The 19,532-nt window shown below is 67.9% G+C and carries 18 protein-coding genes; 2 read left to right on the plus strand and 16 right to left on the minus strand.

Annotated elements, in window-relative coordinates; genetic code table 11:
• The first annotated feature begins 58 nt into the window (after positions 1 to 58).
• Positions 59 to 520 carry an Hsp20/alpha crystallin family protein gene (locus KKR91_RS10105; RefSeq protein WP_210229216.1) on the plus strand — a complete coding sequence of 154 codons (462 nt, stop codon included), beginning with the start codon at positions 59 to 61 and terminating at the stop codon, positions 518 to 520.
• Between the two features lie 46 nt (positions 521 to 566).
• Here KKR91_RS10105 and KKR91_RS10110 read toward each other — a convergent pair whose 3' ends face one another.
• The 13 genes from KKR91_RS10110 to pyrR all read right to left on the minus strand — a co-directional run bounded on the left by KKR91_RS10110 (position 567) and on the right by pyrR (position 15,680).
• The gene (locus KKR91_RS10110) at positions 567 to 2,777 is read right to left on the minus strand and encodes a primosomal protein N' (RefSeq protein WP_210229218.1); all 2,211 of its coding nucleotides are present in this window, start codon (positions 2,775 to 2,777) and stop codon (positions 567 to 569) included.
• A 7-nt stretch (positions 2,778 to 2,784) separates the two neighbouring features.
• Positions 2,785 to 4,014 carry a methionine adenosyltransferase gene (metK, locus tag KKR91_RS10115; RefSeq protein WP_273544890.1) on the minus strand — a complete coding sequence of 410 codons (1,230 nt, stop codon included), beginning with the start codon at positions 4,012 to 4,014 and terminating at the stop codon, positions 2,785 to 2,787.
• Between the two features lie 104 nt (positions 4,015 to 4,118).
• Positions 4,119 to 5,408: a bifunctional phosphopantothenoylcysteine decarboxylase/phosphopantothenate--cysteine ligase CoaBC gene (coaBC, locus tag KKR91_RS10120; protein WP_210229220.1), complete on the minus strand. Its 1,290-nt coding sequence runs from the start codon at positions 5,406 to 5,408 to the stop codon at positions 4,119 to 4,121.
• 57 nt (positions 5,409 to 5,465) lie between these two features.
• A complete protein-coding gene (gene rpoZ, locus KKR91_RS10125; RefSeq protein ID WP_152217989.1) occupies positions 5,466 to 5,726 on the minus strand; it encodes a DNA-directed RNA polymerase subunit omega in 261 nt (86 codons plus the stop codon).
• A 40-nt stretch (positions 5,727 to 5,766) separates the two neighbouring features.
• Positions 5,767 to 6,336, minus strand: coding sequence for a guanylate kinase (gmk, locus tag KKR91_RS10130; RefSeq protein ID WP_210229782.1), 570 nt, complete (start codon positions 6,334 to 6,336; stop codon positions 5,767 to 5,769).
• A gap of 65 nt (positions 6,337 to 6,401) precedes the next feature.
• Positions 6,402 to 6,719 carry an integration host factor, actinobacterial type gene (gene mihF, locus KKR91_RS10135; RefSeq protein WP_210229222.1) on the minus strand — a complete coding sequence of 106 codons (318 nt, stop codon included), beginning with the start codon at positions 6,717 to 6,719 and terminating at the stop codon, positions 6,402 to 6,404.
• 130 nt (positions 6,720 to 6,849) lie between these two features.
• Positions 6,850 to 7,749 (minus strand): orotidine-5'-phosphate decarboxylase, encoded by a 900-nt coding sequence (gene pyrF / locus KKR91_RS10140; protein ID WP_273544893.1) that lies wholly within the window; start codon positions 7,747 to 7,749, stop codon positions 6,850 to 6,852.
• Complete coding sequence (carB, locus tag KKR91_RS10145; protein ID WP_210229226.1) at positions 7,742 to 11,038, minus strand: carbamoyl-phosphate synthase large subunit; 3,297 nt, start codon at positions 11,036 to 11,038, stop codon at positions 7,742 to 7,744. The genes pyrF and carB overlap by 8 nt, the downstream gene beginning before the upstream one ends.
• Positions 11,038 to 12,189, minus strand: coding sequence for a glutamine-hydrolyzing carbamoyl-phosphate synthase small subunit (carA, locus tag KKR91_RS10150; RefSeq protein WP_210229787.1), 1,152 nt, complete (start codon positions 12,187 to 12,189; stop codon positions 11,038 to 11,040). Before carA ends, carB begins: the two co-directional genes overlap by 1 nt.
• A gap of 38 nt (positions 12,190 to 12,227) precedes the next feature.
• Positions 12,228 to 12,746 (minus strand): PH-like domain-containing protein, encoded by a 519-nt coding sequence (locus KKR91_RS10155; RefSeq protein ID WP_210229228.1) that lies wholly within the window; start codon positions 12,744 to 12,746, stop codon positions 12,228 to 12,230.
• On the minus strand, positions 12,734 to 14,110 hold the full coding sequence (locus KKR91_RS10160) for a dihydroorotase (protein WP_237687341.1): 1,377 nt from the start codon (positions 14,108 to 14,110) through the stop codon (positions 12,734 to 12,736). Before KKR91_RS10160 ends, KKR91_RS10155 begins: the two co-directional genes overlap by 13 nt.
• The gene (locus KKR91_RS10165) at positions 14,107 to 15,108 is read right to left on the minus strand and encodes an aspartate carbamoyltransferase catalytic subunit (RefSeq protein WP_210229230.1); all 1,002 of its coding nucleotides are present in this window, start codon (positions 15,106 to 15,108) and stop codon (positions 14,107 to 14,109) included. Before KKR91_RS10165 ends, KKR91_RS10160 begins: the two co-directional genes overlap by 4 nt.
• Entirely contained in the window at positions 15,105 to 15,680 is a 576-nt protein-coding gene (gene pyrR, locus KKR91_RS10170) for a bifunctional pyr operon transcriptional regulator/uracil phosphoribosyltransferase PyrR (protein ID WP_210229232.1), read from the minus strand. The genes KKR91_RS10165 and pyrR overlap by 4 nt, the downstream gene beginning before the upstream one ends.
• Before the next feature lie 318 nt (positions 15,681 to 15,998).
• Between pyrR and KKR91_RS10175 the strand changes: the two genes are divergently transcribed.
• Positions 15,999 to 17,249, plus strand: coding sequence for a PrsW family intramembrane metalloprotease (locus KKR91_RS10175; protein ID WP_210229234.1), 1,251 nt, complete (start codon positions 15,999 to 16,001; stop codon positions 17,247 to 17,249).
• A 114-nt stretch (positions 17,250 to 17,363) separates the two neighbouring features.
• Here KKR91_RS10175 and nusB read toward each other — a convergent pair whose 3' ends face one another.
• The 3 genes from nusB to aroB form a co-directional block, all read right to left on the minus strand.
• The gene (gene nusB / locus KKR91_RS10180; RefSeq protein ID WP_210229236.1) at positions 17,364 to 17,777 is read right to left on the minus strand and encodes a transcription antitermination factor NusB; all 414 of its coding nucleotides are present in this window, start codon (positions 17,775 to 17,777) and stop codon (positions 17,364 to 17,366) included.
• A complete protein-coding gene (gene efp, locus KKR91_RS10185; protein WP_210229238.1) occupies positions 17,774 to 18,337 on the minus strand; it encodes an elongation factor P in 564 nt (187 codons plus the stop codon). The genes nusB and efp overlap by 4 nt, the downstream gene beginning before the upstream one ends.
• Positions 18,338 to 18,405: 68 nt before the next feature.
• Positions 18,406 to 19,527, minus strand: coding sequence for a 3-dehydroquinate synthase (gene aroB / locus KKR91_RS10190; protein WP_210229240.1), 1,122 nt, complete (start codon positions 19,525 to 19,527; stop codon positions 18,406 to 18,408).
• Positions 19,528 to 19,532 lie beyond the last annotated feature (5 nt).

Here is a 19,532-nt window from a genome sequence, read left to right on the forward strand (position 1 = left end):
TTCCAGCAGCACGTGGTGTCCGGCGTGGGCAAAAGGCACCGTGAGGGAGTTGATACGCATGGTTCTGCGGTTCGATCCGCAGGGAGGAATGGAGGCAGGAGCAGCGGCAGTGATGGCAATGGGTCCTGACCTGTCCGACCCGCTGCATGCCGGTGAGTCCAGGGCCGCCGCAGAGAGCGGAGTGCCCGTTGATATGTACCGTGAAGGTGACCACTACATCCTGCATGCGGACCTGCCGGGACTGGATCCCGGCTCGTTGAGCCTCATTGTCGAAGGGCGGCTTCTCACTATTCGGGGCCACCGCACCCTCCGTGATTTCGCCGGCGCGAAGTGGCTTCTCCGGGACCGCCGCCGCGGCCTGGTCGAACGGCAGATCCTGCTGGGCAACGACGTCCTGGTGTCCGGCATCAGCACCCAGTACGCCTGCGGAGTCCTCAATGTCATGCTGCCGGTGGATCCCTCCCACCGACGGCGGAAGATCGCCGTCCGATACGGTTCCGGGGAATCTGCTCCTTCCTGACCGGACCCGGCCCTTCCTGAGATTCCTGGGCGCTCCGCGTCCAGGCTTAGAGGACGTCCGTTCCGTCCACCCGCACGTAGACCGGATCCCCGGTGCGTTTGGCTGACACTGCGGCCTTCGCTGCCCGCATGGCCGACGTCACGGCCGGAGCCGCAGCATAGGAGAAAAACAGCAGCGTCCGGTAGCGGCCGCCGGAGCCGCCGAGCTGTCCGTCCCGGTGCACGGGCGGCGGCCCGGGCGGGTCTTCCAGCGGCGCCGGACCCACCACGCGGGTCTCGGCCGGCAGGTCAAGGCGGGGCAGGAACGCGGTCAGGGCTTCACGCGAGCCGGTGAGCTCGGCATACCGTACGGCCGGCGGCAGGCCCAGCTCCCGGCGCAGTTCCAGCTCACGTTCGGCCGCACCGGCCGGATCCCAGCGCAGCAGGTGGCCGACATTCGAGGTGTCATCGGCTGTAACCACCACCAGGCCCTTGTCCGAGGCCGGGCGTACCAGGGCAGCAGCACTGAACCAGCGGCGCAGGGTGTCCTCCCCCGCACGCAGTGATTCCCGCGACATCATGGCGTTGCCGTCCAGCAGGATCGCCGCCGCGTAACCGCCGGCCGCTACCGGTTCCGCGCCCGGGGTCGCCACCACCAGGGCCGGGGTGTCGGGGACGTCGGCCCGTACATGGTCTCCGGCGGAGGAGATCACCGGAACCGAGGGGAACGCACGCCCGAGCTCTTCGGCGGTCCGTCCGGCGCCCGCCGTCGAACCGCGCAGGGACGTGCTGCCGCAGTTGCCGCAGCTCCAGACCGGTTCCGGCCTTCCGCACCAGCGGCAGGCGGGAATGCCGTTGCGGCTGGCCAGGCCCAACGGGCCGGCGCAGGCCCGGCAGCGGGCCGGTTCCCGGCAGTCCTGGCATGAGAGTGCCGGGGAGAATCCGGTCCGCGCCACCTGCACCAGCACCGGACCGCGGGTCAGGCCGTCCTGCGCCGCCTTCCAGGCAGCATGCGGAATGCGTGCCCTGGCCGCCAGCGGGTCACGCTCCATGTTGAACGAATCGGCGGTGCTGAGCACCCGCGGAGCCAGCGCCCGGACCGTGGCCCGTTCGGCGGCGATCCCGGCCGCCCAGCCGGTGGCCACCAGCCGCTGCGCTTCGGTACTGCGCGAATGTGAGGCCAGCAGCAGGGCAGCCTCCTCGGCAGCGGCCCGCAGCAGCAGGACATCCCGGACATGCTGGTAGGGCGCCCGTTGTTCGGCATGCAGGTCATCGGCGTCGTCCCAGATCACCGCCAGCCCAAGGTCCTTCACCGGCGCATAGGCGGCGGACCGGGTGCCGATGGCCACCCGCACGTCTCCGTGCACCACCTGCAGGAAGCTGCGGTACCGGGGCGTGGCGCCGTCGTCGGCCGTCAGCCGCACAAAGGCGTCCTTGCCGATCCGCCGGGACAGCGCCGCCTCCAGCCGGGTCAGGTCCTTGGCATCGGGCACGACGACGACGGCGCCGCGGCCGGAGAGCAGCGTTGCCTGCACGGCAGCGGCAATCTCCTCGGGCCAGGCACCGGGGCCGTAGCCACCCAGCGAGGAGAGCACGGCCCGAGGGCTGTGGCCGGCGGCCAGATGCGTCAGGAACCGCGGGCCGTGCGGATACCGGGCCCACGGGTTGGGGCCGGAACCTTCAGGACCGGCGAGGGCCGGGTCGGTGGACGCCGGTGCCTCATCCGCCGGGGCTGACGCGCCGGACGTCCCTCCGTCGTCGTCTGCTGTGGCGGCGGCCGTGCCGGCGGCCGCTGCGCCGGCTGCAGCCCGGGCCTTGGGAGTGAATTCCTTGTCCACGCGTGCGGCGCGCGGCGGGATCGCCACGCGCAGGACATCGTGGACGGTGCCGGAAAAGCGGGTGGCCACGGCTTCGGCAAGGGCGAGGATCTGCGGGGCCAGCACCGGCTGCGGGGACAGGACCCGTCCCAGCGGGACAAGGCGGGCCGACGTGTCGGCTTTGTCGATCCGCCCGGTGATGAAGCCGGCCAGTTCCTGGCCCCCGAACCGGACTTTGACCCGGGCGCCGGGAACGGCGTCCTCATCCAGGTCGGCAGGGACCAGATAGTCGAACGGCCGGTCCAGATGGGGCAGCGGCGAATCCAGCACCACGCGGGCTATCGGCAGCTCCGGGGCAGCCGGTGTGGTCCCCAGGTTCCGGGTCGGGGACACAAACCCGTGCAGCAGGGACTGCTGCCCGGTTTCCCCGGCAGGTTCGCGCTGCGTGGGCTTGCCCTGCATGCGCGGATCAGGCGTTGAAGTAGCTGCGGAGGTCGCCGGCCTTGTCCTTGCGCTCCCAGGTGAACTCGGCGTCCTCGCGGCCAAAGTGGCCGTTGGCGGCGGTCTTCTGGTAGATCGGGCGCTTCAGGTCAAGCGAGTTGATGATGCCCAGCGGGCGCAGGTCGAAGACCTCCTGGATGGCGTCCGCGATGCGGGCCGGGTCAACCGTTTCCGTGCCGAACGTCTCCACGTAGATTCCGACGGGGCGGGCCATGCCGATGGCGTACGCAATCTGGATTTCCGCGCGGCGGGCCAGCCCTGCGGCCACCACGTTCTTGGCGACCCAGCGCATGGCGTAGGCAGCGGAGCGGTCCACCTTGGACGGATCCTTGCCGCTGAAGGCACCGCCGCCGTGACGGGCAAAGCCGCCGTAGGTGTCCACGATGATCTTCCGGCCGGTCAGGCCGGCGTCGCCCACCGGACCGCCGATGACGAACGGGCCGCCGGGATTCAGGATGTGCTGGACGTGTGAGGTGTCCAGGTCGGTGCCGGCCAGGACGGGCTTGATGACATGCGCCACGAGGTCCGAGCGTAGCTGCTCCAGATCGACGTCGGCCGCATGCTGCGAGGAAATGACCACGGAGTCAACGGACACCGGGCGGTCTCCGTCGTACCCGATGGTGACCTGGGTCTTGCCGTCGGGGCGGAGGTAGCCCAGCGTGCCGTCCTTGCGGACGTCGGTGAGGCGTTCGGAGAGGCGGTGGGCCAGCCAGATCGGCGTGGGCATCAGCACGGCGGTCTCGTCCGAGGCGTAGCCGAACATGATGCCCTGGTCACCGGCGCCCTGCGCATCGAGCGGGTCGGTGTTGTTGCCGGCGCGGTTTTCCACCGAGTTGAAGACGCCTGAGGCGATCTCCGGCGACTGCTGGCCGATGGAGACCGAGACGCCGCAGCGGGCGCCGTCGAAGCCGTTGGCGGACGAGTCATAGCCGATGCCCAAAATGGTGTCGCGCACCAGCTGCGGGATCTCCACATAGCCTTCGGTGGTGACCTCTCCGGCCACATGGACCAGGCCTGTGGTGACCAGGGTCTCCACGGCAACCCGGGATTCCGGGTCCACCTTGAGCAGCCCGTCCAGGATGGCGTCACTGATCTGGTCACAGATTTTGTCCGGGTGACCTTCAGTGACGGATTCCGAGGTGAAAAGACGCAGCCCGTCGCGGGCAGCCGAACGTACAGAAGTTTCTGGGAAAGTCACGGAATTCACTCTACTGGGTCCGGGCCGGGTTGCCGGAATTCCTTCCGGCCCCTGTGGGCATGATCTCTGCCCGCCGTCCGGGCGGGGTTCAGCGGGAGGAGTCCCTAGCGAACCGGAACGACGGCGGCGTCGAGCTCCTGCGCGACGCGGGCCACGATGCGGTGGGCGATCTCCATCTTGGTGCCCGCATAGGTGGGCGCCGGAACGGATTCTGAGTCCTGCGGTGAAAGCAACGTCACCTCGGTGGTGTCCTGGCCGAACACCAGGGAGGTACCCACCCGGTTCAGGACCAGGAGGTCGCAGCCCTTGCGGACCAGCTTCTGCCGGCCGTAGTCCAGCACGTCGGCGGATCCGTCGCCGGTTTCGGCGGCGAAGCCCACGATCAGCACCGGCCGGGCCGCTCCCCCGCCGGCTGCGGCTTCGGTGCGCCGCTGGACTGCCTCGGCCAGGATGTCGGGATTGCGGACCAGGGTGATCACCGGATCGGTGCCGTCGTCGCGCTTCTTGATCTTGGTGTCGGAGTTCGTATCCGGCCGGAAGTCCGCCACGGCCGCGGCCATGATCAGGACGTCGGAGCCGGGGGCGGCGCGGTGCACGGCGTCGCGCAGTTCCAGGGCGGTTTCCACCCGGGTGAGTTCCACGCCGTCGGGCGCCGGAATATCCATGTGGGCGGCGATGAAGCGGACATGCGCACCGGCATCCAGCGCGGCGCGGGCCAGTGCCGCGCCCTGCTTGCCGGAGGACCGGTTACCCAGGAACCGAACCGGATCCAGGGGCTCGCGGGTGCCGCCGGCGGTAACGGTGACGGTCTTGCCCAAAAGGCTGCCGGCTCCGGCGGGACGTGCCGCTGCGGAGCCGGCCGCTCCGGTGTCCTGTGCCGCTGCCATGGCTGCGGCAAAAATGGCTTCGGGCTCAGGGAGCCGTCCGGCGCCGGAATCGGTACCGGTCAGCCGGCCCACGGCGGGTTCCATGACAATGGCCCCGCGGCTGCGCAGCGTTTCAACGTTGGCGCGGGTGGCGGCGTGGTTCCACATTTCCGTATGCATGGCAGGCGCGAAAAACACGGGGCCGCGGGCCATCAGGAGAGTGTTGGTGAGCAGGTCGTTGGCCTGCCCCGCAGCAGCGCGCGCCAGAAGATCCGCGGTGGCCGGAGCCACGACGATGAGGTCCGCCTCGTGACCGAGACGGACATGGTTCACCTTCTCCACCTCGTCGAAAACCGAGCTGGAAACGGGATTGCCGGAAAGCGCCTCCCAGGTGGCCACCCCCACAAAGCGGGTGGAGGCCTCCGTGGGGATGACGGACACGTTGTGTCCTGCTTCAGTGAAAAGCCGCAGCAGCGACGCGGATTTGTAGGCGGCGATACCGCCGCCTACGCCCAAAACGATGCGCACCGCTGCTGCTCCTGACTCTGGCCGGTGGCCAGCTGTTACCGAAGTGGTGGTGCTTGATTACTCGGCGGACTCGACCGGGCGGCTGACGAGCATGCCCTCGTTGATTTCGCGCAGTGCGATCGACAGCGGCTTCTCGTTGAGCTTGGTTTCCACCAGCGGGCCGACGTACTCGAACAGGCCTTCGTGCAGCTGCGAGTAGTAGGCGTTGATCTGGCGGGCGCGCTTGGCGCCGTAAATGACCAGCGCGTACTTCGAGTCGGCTACGTTCAGCAGGTCGTCGATCGGCGGGTTGATGATGCCTTCAGAAACAGTAGACACAGATTCTCCAAAATTCTTTGTACGGGATAAAAGCGGTACGTCAGCGCAGGCGCGGACTGATTCCCATGAGTGATACAAGCTCAGCTGCAGCCCGCTGAACGTCATCATTTACCACGGTGTGATCGAACTCGGGCTCGGCAGCAAGCTCCAGTTTAGCGGTTTCCAGCCGTTGCTGCTGCTCTTCCGCCGTTTCTGTTCCGCGCCCCACCAGCCGGCGCACCATTTCGTCCCACGACGGCGGTGCCAGGAACACAAAATTTGCCTCCGGCATGGATGCTTTAACCTGTCGTGCGCCCTGCAGATCGATCTCCAGAAGCACCGACCGGCCCGCTTCCATGGCCTCTTCGACCTTGCTGCGCAGCGTGCCGTACCGGTTCTTTCCGTGGACTACCGCCCACTCGAGCATCTGCCCGTCCTCAACGAGGGAATCGAATTCCTCGGGTGAGACGAAGAAGTAATGCACGCCGTGTTCCTCCCCGGGCCGGGGCGGGCGGGTGGTGGCCGAAACGGAAAGCCACACTTCCGGGTAGTTGTCCCGGATAAACGTGGACACCGTGCCTTTGCCAACTGCGGTTGGACCTGCCAGAACTGTCAGCCGCGGTTGCGACACTGAGGACCTCACTTGCTCTCGTTATGATTCGGCCCCGACGTTGCGGCCGCATACGAGTTGCGGCCCTAGTCGGATTCCAAAAGTTCAATCAGCGCCTTGCGCTGGTGTACGCCCAAACCCCGCACTCTGCGGGTTGGAGCAATACCTACCGTAGTCATTATTCCAGCTGCGCGGCGCTCTCCGACGCCAGGCAGTGCCCGGAGCAGATCCACTACCTTCAGCCGGCCTACTGCTTCCTCGGAAGACCGGGAGAGAATGACCTCTTCGACGGACAATTCCCCCGTCTTGATCTTGGCTTTGATGTCAGCCCGGACGGACCGGGCGGCAGTCGCCTTTTCCCGGGCCCTGGTGCGTTCGTCTTCTGTCAGTGGCTTGAGGTTCAACAGACCCTCCCGGGCAAGGACTGGCCCGGCAGTGCTGCCATGGAAGGCGGCGACGGCGCCGGGGCGGTGCTGATGTATGGGGGTACGGTCTGAACCTAACCGCAATCCCGCCGCAATTGCAATGGCCGTACTACCCGGACAAACCGGCCAGGGTCCGCGCAGCAGCGTCCCGCAGCGCGGCCGGCGCCGGACCGGCCGCGAGGATGTCCCGGCTCGAGGTCGCCAGCACATTCGGGAACGCCGGACCGAAGGTGGCCCGCAGATCCGCTCCCGTGGCGCCCTGCGCGCCGAGGCCCGGAGCCAGGATGGGCGCCTGCGCCGCAGCCAGGTCCAGCCCAAGACCGGTGAGCGCCCGGCCGACCGTGGCGCCGACCACCAGCCCGGTCGAACCCAGGCCGGTCGAACCCAGGCCGGTCGAGCCCGGTCCGGGAGACCCCAGCTCCCGGCTGTTTTCCGCTGCCGCAGCCGCCACGATCCGGGCCGCCACCGATTGGTCCCCGCCCACATGCTGCACCGAGGCGCCCTCCGGGTTGGAGGTCAGGGCCAGGACAAACACGCCGCGTCCGGTTGCTGCGGCCAGGTCCAGCGCCGGTCGCAGCGATTCGAACCCCAGGTACGGGCTCAGCGTCACCGCGTCCGCTGCCAGGGCCGAACCGTCCCGCAGCCAGGCATCGGCGTAGCCGGCCATGGTGGAGCCAATGTCGCCGCGCTTGGCGTCGGCGATGCTGAGCACTCCGGCGTCGGCGCAGGCGGCCAGCAGCCGTTCCAGGACGGCGAGCCCGGCCGAGCCGTGCCGCTCAAACAGTGCCACCTGGGGTTTCACCGCAGCAACGTCCGCCCCCACCGCCTCGAGCACGGTGAGGGAAAAGCGCTCCAGGGACGCGGGGTCGTCGGCCAGGCCCCAGGCGGCCAGCAGCGCCGGATGCGGATCGATGCCGACACACAGCTGGCCGCGGGAATCCATGGCCGTCCGCAGGCGCGACCCGAACGGGACGCGCCCGGTGGAAGTCCCCACCGGCTGCTCAGGCACCGGTGGACGCCCGCAGCTTGGCGGCGTGCTCCTGCAGCGAGGTGACATCCCATTCGTAGGAGCGCATGGCCTCAATGGCCTGGACGGCGGCACCGAATTCGGAGACCGTGGTCACCACCGGGCAGCCGATGGACGTGGCTGCGGCGCGGATCTCATACCCGTCGCCGCGGGCCTGGCCGCCGGAAGGGGTGTTGACCACCAGGTTGATGTCACCGGCCGTGATCAGGTCCGCGACGGTGCCTTCACCGTTGGGTCCGGCCCCCTCGCTGACCTTGCGCACCGTGGTGGCCTGGATGCCGTTGCGGCGCAGGACCTCGGCAGTGCCGCCGGTGGAGAGGATCTCGAAGCCCAGGTCCACCATCAGCTTCACCGGCATGATGATGGAGCGCTTGTCCCGGTTTGCGACCGAGACGAAGATCTTCCCCTCGGTGGGCAGCGCCGAGTTGGCGGCGGCCTGGGACTTGGCGAAGGCGGTGTCGAAGTACTTGTCGATGCCCATGACTTCGCCGGTGGAGCGCATTTCCGGGCCGAGCAGGGAATCCACCACGGTGCCCTCCGGGGTGCGGAAGCGGCTGAACGGCAGTACTGCTTCCTTCACGGCCACGGGGGCGTCCAGCGGCAGCACGGAGCCGTCGCCGACGGCTGAGAGCTTCCCGGCCGCCCGCAGGTCCGCAATACTGGCGCCGGTGCCGATCAGCGCCGCGGCCTTGGCCAGCTGCACGCCGGTGGCCTTGGAGACAAAGGGCACGGTGCGGGAGGCTCGCGGGTTGGCTTCGATGACATAGAGCACGTCCGAGGCCAGCGCGAACTGGATGTTGATCAGGCCGCGCACGCCCACGCCGGCGGCAATGATGCGGGTGGCTTCGCGGACGCGGTCGACGACGTCGGTGCCCAGGGTGATCGGCGGCAGGACGCACGCCGAGTCGCCGGAGTGGATGCCGGCTTCCTCGATGTGCTCCATGATGCCGCCCACGTAGAGGTCGGTGCCGTCAAAGAGGGCGTCGACGTCGATCTCGATGGCGTCCTCGAGGAAGCGGTCCACCAGCACCGGGTGGTCCGGAGTGATCTCGGTGGCGTTGGCGATGTACCGGGAGAGGTTGGCCTCGTCGTAGACGATTTCCATGCCGCGGCCGCCCAGGACGTAGGACGGGCGGACCAGCACGGGGTAGCCGATTTCGTCGGCGATCTTCTTGGCGTCGTCGAAGGACACGGCGGTGCCGTTCTTCGGGGCAATCAGTCCGCCCTCGTCCAGCACATGCTGGAACGCGCCGCGGTGCTCGGCCAGGTCGATGGCTTCCGGGGAGGTGCCCAGGATCGGGACGCCGGCGTCGGCCAGGGCCTGCGCCAGCTTCAGCGGGGTCTGCCCGCCGAGCTGCACGAACACACCGAGCACTCCCCCGGTGCGCTGCTCGGCGGCGATGACCTCCAGGACGTCCTCCAGGGTGAGCGGCTCGAAGTAGAGCCGGTCGGAGATGTCGTAGTCGGTGGAAACGGTCTCCGGGTTGCAGTTGATCATCACTGTCTCGTACCCGGCCTCGCGCAGCGCCATGGTGGCGTGGACGCAGGAATAGTCGAACTCGATGCCCTGCCCGATCCGGTTCGGACCGGAGCCGAGGATGATGATGGACGGCTTTTCGTGCTGCGCCACCTCGTCCTCCTCGTCGTAGGAGGAGTAGTGGTACGGGGTGTACGCGGCGAACTCGGCAGCGCAGGTGTCCACCGTCTTATAGACCGGGCGGATGTCCAGGGCGTGCCGGACGCCGCGGATGACGGCCTCGGGGGTGTTGGTCAGCGCGCCGATCTGCTCATCGGAGAAGCCGTGCCGCTTGGCCAGGCGCAGGATCTCGGCGTTGACGGTTCCGGCACCGCGGATTTCCTCGGCCACCTCGTTGATCAGGACCAGCTGGTCCAAGTACCAGGGGTCGATGCCGGTGGCCTCGTAGAGGTCCTCCACCGTGGCTCCGCCCAGCAAGGCCTGCTGGACCTGCTTGAGCCGGTCCGTCGTCGGGCGCTTGGCCGCCTCGATCAGGGCCGGTACGGCGTCGGCAGCAACCGGGGCGAAGGTCAGCGAGGCACCCTTCTGCTCCAGGGAGCGCAGCGCCTTCTGCAGGGCCTCGGAGAAGTTGCGGCCGATGGCCATGGCCTCGCCGACGGACTTCATGGTGGTGGTCAGCGTGGGGTCGGCGGCCGGGAACTTCTCGAAGGCGAACCGCGGAACCTTGACCACTACGTAGTCCAGGGTCGGCTCGAAGGAGGCCGGGGTCTGCTTGGTGATGTCGTTCGGGATCTCGTCCAGCGTGTAGCCCAGGGCCAGCTTGGTGGCGATCTTGGCGATCGCGAAGCCGGTGGCCTTGGAGGCCAGTGCCGAGGAGCGGGAGACGCGCGGGTTCATTTCGATGACGACGACGCGGCCGGTGTCCGGTTCGATGGCGAACTGGATGTTGCAGCCGCCGGTGTCCACGCCCACCTCGCGGATCACGGCGATCGCGATGTTGCGCAGGTTCTGGTATTCGCGGTCGGTCAGGGTCATGGCCGGGGCCACGGTGATGGAGTCGCCGGTGTGTACGCCCACCGGGTCGAAGTTCTCGATGGAGCAGACCACCACAACGTTGTCGTTGCGGTCCCGCATCATTTCCAGCTCGTATTCCTTCCAGCCCAGGATGCTCTCTTCGAGGAGCACCTCGGAGGTGGGGCTGTACTGGATGCCGGCGCCGGCAATGCGGCGCAGGTCCTTCTCGTTGTAGGCCAGGCCGGAGCCCAGGCCGCCCATGGTGAAGGACGGACGGACCACCATCGGGTAGCCCAGTTCCTCCGCGGCGGCGAAGGCCTCGTCCATGCTGTGCACGATGATGGACTTCGCCGATTCGGCGCCGCAGCGCTCGACGACGCCCTTGAACTTCTCGCGGTCCTCGCCGAGTTCGATGGCGGCAATGTTGGCGCCGATCAGCTCCACGTTGTACTTGTCCAGGACGCCGTTCTTGTCCAGCGCAATGGCGGTGTTCAGGGCAGTCTGCCCGCCCATGGTGGGCAGGATCGCGTCGGGGCGTTCCTTGGCGATGATCTTCTCCACCACCTCGGGGGTGATGGGTTCCACGTAGGTGGCATCGGCGAATTCAGGGTCGGTCATGATGGTGGCCGGGTTGGAATTCACCAGGATGACCCGCAGGCCCTCCTCCCGCAGCACGCGCAGCGCCTGGGTGCCGGAGTAGTCGAATTCCGCGGCCTGGCCGATGACGATCGGACCGGAGCCGATGACCAGGACGGACTTGAGGTCGGTTCTGCGGGGCATTAGTTCGATTCCTTGATCTTGCTGGCGGCGTTCTTGCTGGAGTCCATGAGGTCCACGAAGCGGTCGAACAGGTACGCGGAGTCATGCGGGCCGGCGGCGGCTTCGGGGTGGTACTGCACCGAGAACGCCGGGATGTCCAGGCAGGCCAGGCCTTCCACGACGTCGTCGTTCAGGGACACGTGGCTGACCTCGACCCGGCCGTACCGGGCTTCGGGGGCGGTGACGGGACCGTCCAGCGGAGCGTCAACGGCGAAGCCGTGGTTCTGGCTGGTGATTTCCACCTTGCCGGTGCGCCGGTCCAGGACCGGCTGGTTGATGCCGCGGTGTCCGTAGCGCAGCTTGTACGTGCCAAAGCCCAGCGCGCGGCCCAGGATCTGGTTGCCGAAGCAGATGCCGAAGAACGGGGTGCCGGTATCGAGCACGCCGCGCAGCAGCTGAACCTGCACGTCGGCGGTGGCGGGGTCGCCGGGTCCGTTGGACATGAACACGCCGTCCGGGTCCAGGGCGGTGACTTCGGCCAGGGTGGCGGTGGCGGGCAGCACGTGCACCCGCACCCCGCGCTCGGCGAAGCGGACCGGGGTCATGGATTTGATGCCCAGGTCCAGGGCGGCGACGGTGAAGCGGGGTTCGCCCTCCCAGCCGTGGTCCTTCGGGTCGATGACGTAGGCGGCGTCCACGCTGACTTCCTCGGCCAGGCGGGCGCCGGCCATGGACTCCTGCCCCAGGACGTCGGCGAGCAGCTCGGCGTCCGGGCGCTGCGCGGCGGCACCGGAGAAGATGCCGGCCTTCATGGCGCCGCGTTCGCGCAGGTGGCGGGTCACGGCGCGGGTGTCGACGCCGGAGATGCCGACGACGCCCTGGGCGCTAAGCTCCTCGTCCAGGCTGCGCTCGGAGCGCCAGTTCGACGGACGGCGGGCGGCGTCGCGCACGATGTACCCGGCCACCCAGATGCGCCGGGACTCGGCGTCGTCGGTGTTCACTCCGGTGTTGCCGATGTGGGGTGCGGTCTGCACCACCAGCTGGCGGGCGTAGGAGGGATCGGTGATGGTTTCCTGGTAGCCGGTCATGCCGGTGGCGAAGACGGCCTCGCCCAGGGCGGTGCCCTCGGCACCGTAGCGCCGGCCACGGAAGGTGCGGCCGTCTTCAAGCATCAAAACAGCTGCGGTGGGGGTCGGTGTGTGCTGCACGGTCACAGTTGTTCCTCGCTTGTTTCCGCCGGGTCGACCGGCAGGAGTTCGGTGATGGCTGATACCAGGGGTGTTTTGTCTTCGGCGCTGCGGGTGCGGAATCCGGTGTCCACGGCTGTGGAGCCGAGCATCCAGGTCACGATGACCAGGCCTTCCTTTTCCACGAACTTGCCGGCCATGCCGCGTTCCAGGCGCACTGCTTCCAGATCGGCCCGCGGAATCCAGACGTCGGGGGCGCCGCTGCGGACAATCAGCAGGCCCTCGTCGAAGACGGCGGCGGTGGCATTGGATTTGACGCCCAGGCCGTACACGGCAATCCGGTCCAGCCAGTCGCCGGCGGTGGTGGTGCAGACGTACTGGCCCAGGGCCTGGAAGCGGGGTTCCTCGAGGCCGTCGGGCATGGGGACCGGTCGCGGGACGCCCTGCTGGCGTTTCCGGCGGCCACGCCACCCCAGGGCGAACAGGCCCAGGAGAAGCACGATCAGGGCAAGCGTGCCCAAGGCGAATATCAGCCGATCCATGCGGACTCCTCTGAAGAAACGGGATGAGGTGTGTTCAGGGCGGCATCCAGGACCGTCGGGTGGCCGGCAAAGAAGGTTGCCCGCACAACGCCGGGCAGTTCCAACCCGGCAAACGGTGAGTTGCGCCCCTTTGAAGCCATCTTATTCGGGTCCACGATGCGAACCGCAGACGGGTCGACCAATATGACGTTGGCCGGTTCGCCCGGTTCCAGCGGCCTGCCCTGTGTTTCGACGGCGCCAATGGCCGCCGGGGTGATGGAGGTCACGCGGGCGAAGCCCTCCCAGTCCATCAGGCCGGTGTCGATCATGGCGTGCTGGATAACCGAGAGTGCGGTCTCCAGCCCGGTCATGCCCATGGCCGCCTGCGCCCATTCGCATTCCTTGTGTTCGGACGGATGGGGGGCGTGGTCGGTGCCGACAATGTCGATGGTGCCGTCGGCCAGCCCGCGGCGCAGCGCCTGCACATCGGCCCCGGTGCGCAGCGGCGGGTTGACCTTGTAGACCGGGTCGTAGCTGCGGACCAGGTCATCGGTGAGCAGCAGGTGGTGCGGGGTGGCTTCGGCGGTGACGTTGATGCCGCGTTCCTTGGCCCAGCGGATGATTTCCACGGAACCGGCGGTGGAGACATGGCAGACGTGCAGCCGGGAGTTGGTGTGCTGCGCCAGCAGCACGTCCCGGGCGATAATCGATTCCTCGGCCACGGCGGGCCAGCCAGCCAGGCCCAGGACGGCGCTGACCTCGCCCTCGTTCATCTGCGCATTCTCGGTCAGCCGCGGTTCCTGCGCATGCTGGGCGATCACGCCGTCGAACGCTTTGACGTATTCCAGCGCGCGGCGCATCAGCACCGGATCGGAGACGCACTTGCCGTCGTCGGAGAAGACCCGCACCCGTGCCCGGGAATCGGCCATGGCGCCGAGCTCGGCGAGGCGTTCGCCCTCCAGGCCCACGGTCACCGCGCCCACCGGGCGCACATCGACCCAGCCGGAGCGCCGGCCGAGGCTGTAGACCTGTTCCACCACGCCGGCGGTATCGGCCACCGGGTTGGAGTTGGCCATGGCGTGGACGGCGGTAAAGCCGCCCAGTGCGGCGGCGCGGGTTCCGGTTTCCACCGTTTCCGCGTCCTCGCGGCCGGGTTCGCGCAGGTGGGTGTGCAGGTCCACCATGCCCGGCAGGGCGATCAGTCCCGCGGCCTCAATAATGACGGCATCCTGCGGCGCCTCCAGGGACTCGCCGACGGCGGTGATGAGCCCGCCGCTGATCAGCAGGTCGGCGCTCGCCCGGCCGAGGATGGAGGCGTTGCGGAGCAGATAGGTCCCGGTTGCCGTGGAGCTGGAGGCAGGGAGGTTGGCTGGGATTGACGTCACTGTGCGTTCTCCAAGGTGGCGGGGCCGGCGGAAGTGGTGGTCTCGCCGGAGAGCAGAAGGTAGAGGGCGGCCATGCGCACGGACACTCCGTTGCTGACCTGCTCCAGGATGGTGGCACGGGGCGAATCGGCGGCGCGGGAGGAGATTTCCAGCCCGCGGTTCATCGGCCCGGGATGCAGCAGGATGGTGTCCTTGAGGCCCAGCGTGTCCAGCCGGTCCAGGCGGACGTCGTCGAACCCCCACCGGCGCGAGTATTCACGCACCGAGGGGAAGAACGCGGAGTGCATGCGTTCACCCTGGACGCGCAGCATCATGACGGCGTCGGGGCCGGCTTCCAGCGCCGAGTCAAGGTCATAGCTGACCTCGCAGGGCCAGGATTCGACGCCGAACGGCAGCAGGGTGGGCGGAGCCACCAGGGTGACGGTGGCTCCGAGCGTGCGCAGCAGCCACAGGTCCGACCGGGCGACCCGCGAGTGCAGCACGTCGCCGACAATGACCACGTGCATGCCGGCCAGGTCGCTTCCCGTGGACGGCGTGCCGTGCAGCCGCGCCCAGTGCCGGCGCATGGTGAAGGCGTCCAGCAGGGCCTGGGTGGGGTGCTCATGGGTGCCGTCTCCGGCGTTGACTACCGCGGCATTGATCCAGCCGGAGCCGGCCAGCCGTGCCGGGGCGCCGGAGGAACCGTGCCGGATGACGACGGCGTCGGCTCCGATGGCGGCGAGGGTCTGCGCGGTGTCCTTGAGCGATTCGCCCTTGGAGACCGAGGAACCTTTGGCGGAAAAGTTGATGACGTCGGCGGAGAGCCGCTTGGCGGCTGCTTCGAAGGAGATCCGGGTGCGGGTGGAGTCTTCGAAGAAGAGGTTGACCACGGTGCGTCCGCGCAGTGCCGGCAGTTTCTTGACCTCGCGCTGGGATACGGCGGCCATCTGCTCCGCGGTGTCCAGGATGGCCAGGGCATCGGTACGGGTCAGGTCCCGGGTGGAGAGCAGGTGCTTCACAGGGTGCCCTCGATAACCACTTCGTCTGCCGCATCGGTCTCCCGCAGGCGTACCCGGACCCTCTCCACAGCGGCCGTGGGCAGGTTCTTCCCGACGTGGTCCGCGCGGATGGGCAGTTCGCGGTGGCCGCGGTCCACGAGGACGGCAAGACGGACAATCCGGGGCCGGCCCAGGTCGACCAGGGCGTCCAGGGCGGCCCGGATGGTCCGGCCGGAGAACAGGACATCGTCCACGAGGACCACCACCTTGTCATCGATTCCGGACAGCGGAACCTTGGTGGCGTACGGGGTGCGGGTGGGCTGGCGGGCCAGATCGTCACGGAACATCGTGACGTCCAGCTGGCCGACAATGGCGGCGGGATCCACGGACGGATCGGCGGCGGCGATTTTTGAAGCGAGCCGGACGGCCAGAGGCGCGCCGCGGCGTGGAATGCCCATCAGAACGAGGTCTGCGGGACCTTTGTTGGCTTCCAGGATTTCATGGGCAATCCGGGTAAGTGCGCGGTCAATGTCAGCTGAAGCCAGAACGGTGCGTGCGGGCGCGGGTGCGCCCGGCGGGTTGGACAAGTCCATATTCTGCCTCCTCCTTCCCCGCCTCACAGGACGGAACTTAAAGGGTGAATGCGGTTTCAAGCTATCACAGGGCCCGCAGCTGGATCTGTCGGGCCTGACATGGGCCTTCACAATTACAGGGGGCCCTTCACAATCGCGGTGGCGTCCTTGAGGCGCGCCCTGGCAGATGCCGCCCACCCCCGGACCGGGACCTGCGGCCGGAGAACCGCCCGTGCGGGAATATTCCCCGCCCAGATGCGCTGTGTCGCCCCCGGCATCGGCGCTTTCCTCTTAGAGTTGCCTCATGACAGGCACTTCCTTCATGACCGGCGCACGTTTATGACCGGCCAGCACCCCGACCCCGCCGGCAGTCCACATCACCGGGCCGCCTCCCCGCTGCCCGGGGAAGGGAGCCCTGCCCTGCAGGAGCCGCCGCACGGGCCGGGAACAGTGCCGCCGCTGTGGTCCGCACAGCCGCGCGGCACCACCGGCACCGCGGTGACGGTGCTGCTGATCAGCGGCGCCTCACTGGCGCTGCTGTTGGTGGCCTGGTTCCTCTGGGCGCCCCTGGGCTCCGAAGCCTTCGTGTTGTGCGGGATCCTGGCCCTGGTTCCGCTGGGTATCTGCCTGCTGGGGCTGCGCTGGGTGGACCGCTGGGAGCCCGAGCCGCGTTCGGCCCTGCTGTTCGCCCTGCTCTGGGGTGCCGGCATTTCGGTGGGCATCACACTGCTGGCCGGGCCCTACGTCGGCCAGGCCCTGCACCTGCTCCTGCCGTCGATTCCGCCTGAACTGGTCACCCCGCTGCTGGAGGCTCCGGTGGTGGAGGAAACGGCCAAGGCACTGGGTGTGCTGATCCTCGTGTTCACGCGCCGGTCCCACTTTGACGGGCCCGTGGACGGCATCGTGTACGCCGGCACGGTGGCAGCCGGGTTCGCCTTTACCGAGAACATCCTCTACTTCGGCTCGGCCCTGCTGGCCAGCGGCGGCCTGGGCGTGGAGCTGGGCTTCGTGTTTGTGCTCCGCGGACTGTTCTCCCCCTTCGCCCACGTACTGTTCACCTCCGCCGTCGGGCTGTGCCTGGGCTTCGCCGTGGCCCGTGGAGGCACGCTGCGGATCCTGGCCGCATTCTTCGGCGGCCTGGTGCCGGCGGTCATCGGCCACATGTTCTGGAACGGCGGAACGGCGCTGGTGGACGGCAGTTTCTTTGTGTTCTACTTCCTGCTGCAGGTGCCGTTCTTTGCCCTTTCGGTGACGGGCGTGGTGTTCCTGCGGCGGGCGGAACAGCGGCTGACGCGGCAGCGGCTGGGCGAATACGCGGTTGCGGGATGGTTCACACCGCAGGAGGTGCTGATGCTTTCCACCCGGGCCGGACGGCACCAGGCGATGTCATGGGCGGGGACGTTCGGCGCGCGCACCACCATGAGGAACTTTATCCAGGAGGCCACCCGGCTGGCCCTGACCCGGCAGCAGATCGCCGCCGGGCGGAACCTGCCGGCCAACACCGCCAATGAGCAGCGTCTCCTGGACAGCGTCACCCGGACCCGCGGCCTGATGCTGGCCCGCGCCGGCGGGCAGCCGGCCGGCCGGTAACGGCTGGCCCGGCCAGCCCGGCCGGCCCCTCAGGTGCGGGCAGCAAAAAACCCGCCGCGTGCACCTGTAAGTGCCGCGGCGGGTTTTGTGCCGGGTCCTGCTCCTGCTGCCGGTTTAGGCCAGCAGCGAGGGCTTGAGCTGGTGAAGCCGGCTCAGCAGCCCGTTCACGAACGACGGCGATTCGTCGGTGGACAGGGTCTTGGCGAGCTCAACGGCTTCGCTGATCGCCACCTTGTCCGGAACGTCGTCGTTGTAGAGCAGTTCCCAGGTACCGATCCGCAGAATGATGCGGTCAACGGACGGCATCCGTTCCAGCGGCCAGCCCTGCGAATAGGTGCTGAGGAATTCATCAATGGTTTCCTGCATGGAAACCACACCCTCCACCAAGTCCATGGTGTAGGGGTTAATCGTCTGATCGGTCTGTTCCCGGCGGGCCTTGATCATGTCAAAGGCTGAAGCTGAACGCTGCTCAGCCTCGAACAGAACTTCCAGTGCCCGGGTCCGGGCCTTAGTGCGTGCGCTGCTCACTCGTTAACGCGTCCCAGGTAATCGCCGTTACGGGTATCAACCTTGACCTTGGTGCCCTGCTCAAGGAACAGCGGCACCTGGATCTCGTAGCCGGTCTCCACGGTGGCGGGCTTGGTGCCGCCGGTGGAGCGGTCGCCCTGCAGGCCCGGCTCGGTGTACGTGATCTCCAGGACCACGGACGGGGGCAGCTCGATGTACAGCGGGGAGCCCTCGTGGATGGCAATCGTCACCATGAGGGATTCCAGCATGAAGTTGGCTGCGTCGCCCACGATGGAACCCGGGACGGTCAGCTGGTCGTAGTCCGAGGTATCCATGAAGACGTAGTCGTCGCCGTCCTGGTACAGGTACTGGTAATCGCGGCGGTCAACCGAGGCGGTTTCGATCTTGATGCCGGCGTTGAACGTCTTGTCGACTACCTTGCCCGAACGCACGTTACGCATCTTGGTACGGACAAACGCACCACCCTTGCCCGGCTTCACGTGCTGGAACTCGATGATGCTCCAAAGGTTGCCTTCAAGCTTCAGCACGGTGCCGTTCTTGATGTCGTTGGTCGTCGCCACAGTTTCTCTTTCGTTGATTCGCCGAGTTTCGTTTTAAGTCCGTCGACCATTCTACCTGCTCCGGGAAGCTACAGGCTGAGCCGGATGCCGCCCTGGGGCTCGGATGCAATCTCCTGGTACGCCGCAAACAGCAGCGAGGTGTCCGGAACCTCCAGCATGGAAGGCTTGGCCAGCCCGTCCAGGACCACGAATCGCAGCAGGTCTCCGCGGGATTTCTTGTCCCGGCGCATGCCGTCCAGCAGCGCAGACCAGCGGTCCTTCCGGTAGGTGACCGGCAGGCCCAATGAGGTGAGGATCGCCTTGTGGCGGTCCGCGGTCGCGTCATCCAGCCGGCCCACCATGCGGCCGAGTTCGGCGGCGAAGACCAGGCCTACGGATACCGCGGCACCGTGGCGCCACTGGTAGCGTTCGGCCAGCTCGATGGAGTGGCCCAGGGTGTGCCCGTAGTTCAGGTATTCGCGGCGGCCTGCCTCGCGCAGGTCGGTGGAAACAATTCCTGCCTTGACGGCGATGGAGCGTTCCACGAGTTCACGCACGACGTCGGACGCGCCGTCGGCCACTGCTTCCGGGTTGGCTTCCACGAGGTCCAGGATTGCCGGATCCGCGATGAAGCCGCACTTGATGACCTCGGCCATGCCGCTGAGGAGTTCGTTCTTGGGCAGGGTGCCCAGCGCGTCAAGGTCGGCCAGCACGCCGGCCGGCGGGTGGAAGGCACCCACGAGGTTTTTGCCTTCGGCGGTGTTGATGGCGGTCTTGCCGCCCACCGCGGCGTCCACCATGCCCAGCAGCGAGGTGGGGATATGCACCACCTTGATGCCGCGCAGCCACGTTGCCGCAACAAACCCGGCCAGGTCGGTGACGGCGCCGCCGCCCACGGCCACGATGGCGTCGGAGCGGGTGAAGTCATTCTGGCCCAGGACCTGCCAGCAGAAGGAGGCCACCTGGATGTGCTTGCCCTCTTCGGCGTCGGGGATCTCCGCCGTCACTGCGGTCAGGCCTGCGGCGGCCAGTTCGTCGCGGACGGTGTCGCCGGTGGCGCGCAGGGCCCGGGGGTGGATCACCAGCACCCGGTGTACCCGCTCCCCCAGCATGGCCGGAAGGCGGTCCAGCAGTCCGTTGCCGATGACGACGTCGTAATTGCTCGCGGGGCTTTCGCCGGTCACCGGGATAACGGTGGGATCGGAGGCCATGTTAT

The sequence above is a fragment of the Arthrobacter jiangjiafuii genome (assembly GCF_018622995.1).
Taxonomy (GTDB): domain Bacteria; phylum Actinomycetota; class Actinomycetes; order Actinomycetales; family Micrococcaceae; genus Arthrobacter_B; species Arthrobacter_B jiangjiafuii.

Coding starts and splice junctions, on each gene's coding strand:
- KKR91_RS10105 (WP_210229216.1), top strand. CDS start 59: ATGGTTCTGCGGTTCGATCCGCAGGGAGGAATGGAGGCAGGAGCAGCG.
- KKR91_RS10155 (WP_210229228.1), bottom strand. CDS start 12,746: ATGGATCGGCTGATATTCGCCTTGGGCACGCTTGCCCTGATCGTGCTT.
- KKR91_RS10175 (WP_210229234.1), top strand. CDS start 15,999: ATGACCGGCCAGCACCCCGACCCCGCCGGCAGTCCACATCACCGGGCC.
- aroB (WP_210229240.1), bottom strand. CDS start 19,527: ATGGCCTCCGATCCCACCGTTATCCCGGTGACCGGCGAAAGCCCCGCG.
- pyrR (WP_210229232.1), bottom strand. CDS start 15,680: ATGGACTTGTCCAACCCGCCGGGCGCACCCGCGCCCGCACGCACCGTT.
- KKR91_RS10110 (WP_210229218.1), bottom strand. CDS start 2,777: ATGCAGGGCAAGCCCACGCAGCGCGAACCTGCCGGGGAAACCGGGCAG.
- carB (WP_210229226.1), bottom strand. CDS start 11,038: ATGCCCCGCAGAACCGACCTCAAGTCCGTCCTGGTCATCGGCTCCGGT.
- carA (WP_210229787.1), bottom strand. CDS start 12,189: ATGCTTGAAGACGGCCGCACCTTCCGTGGCCGGCGCTACGGTGCCGAG.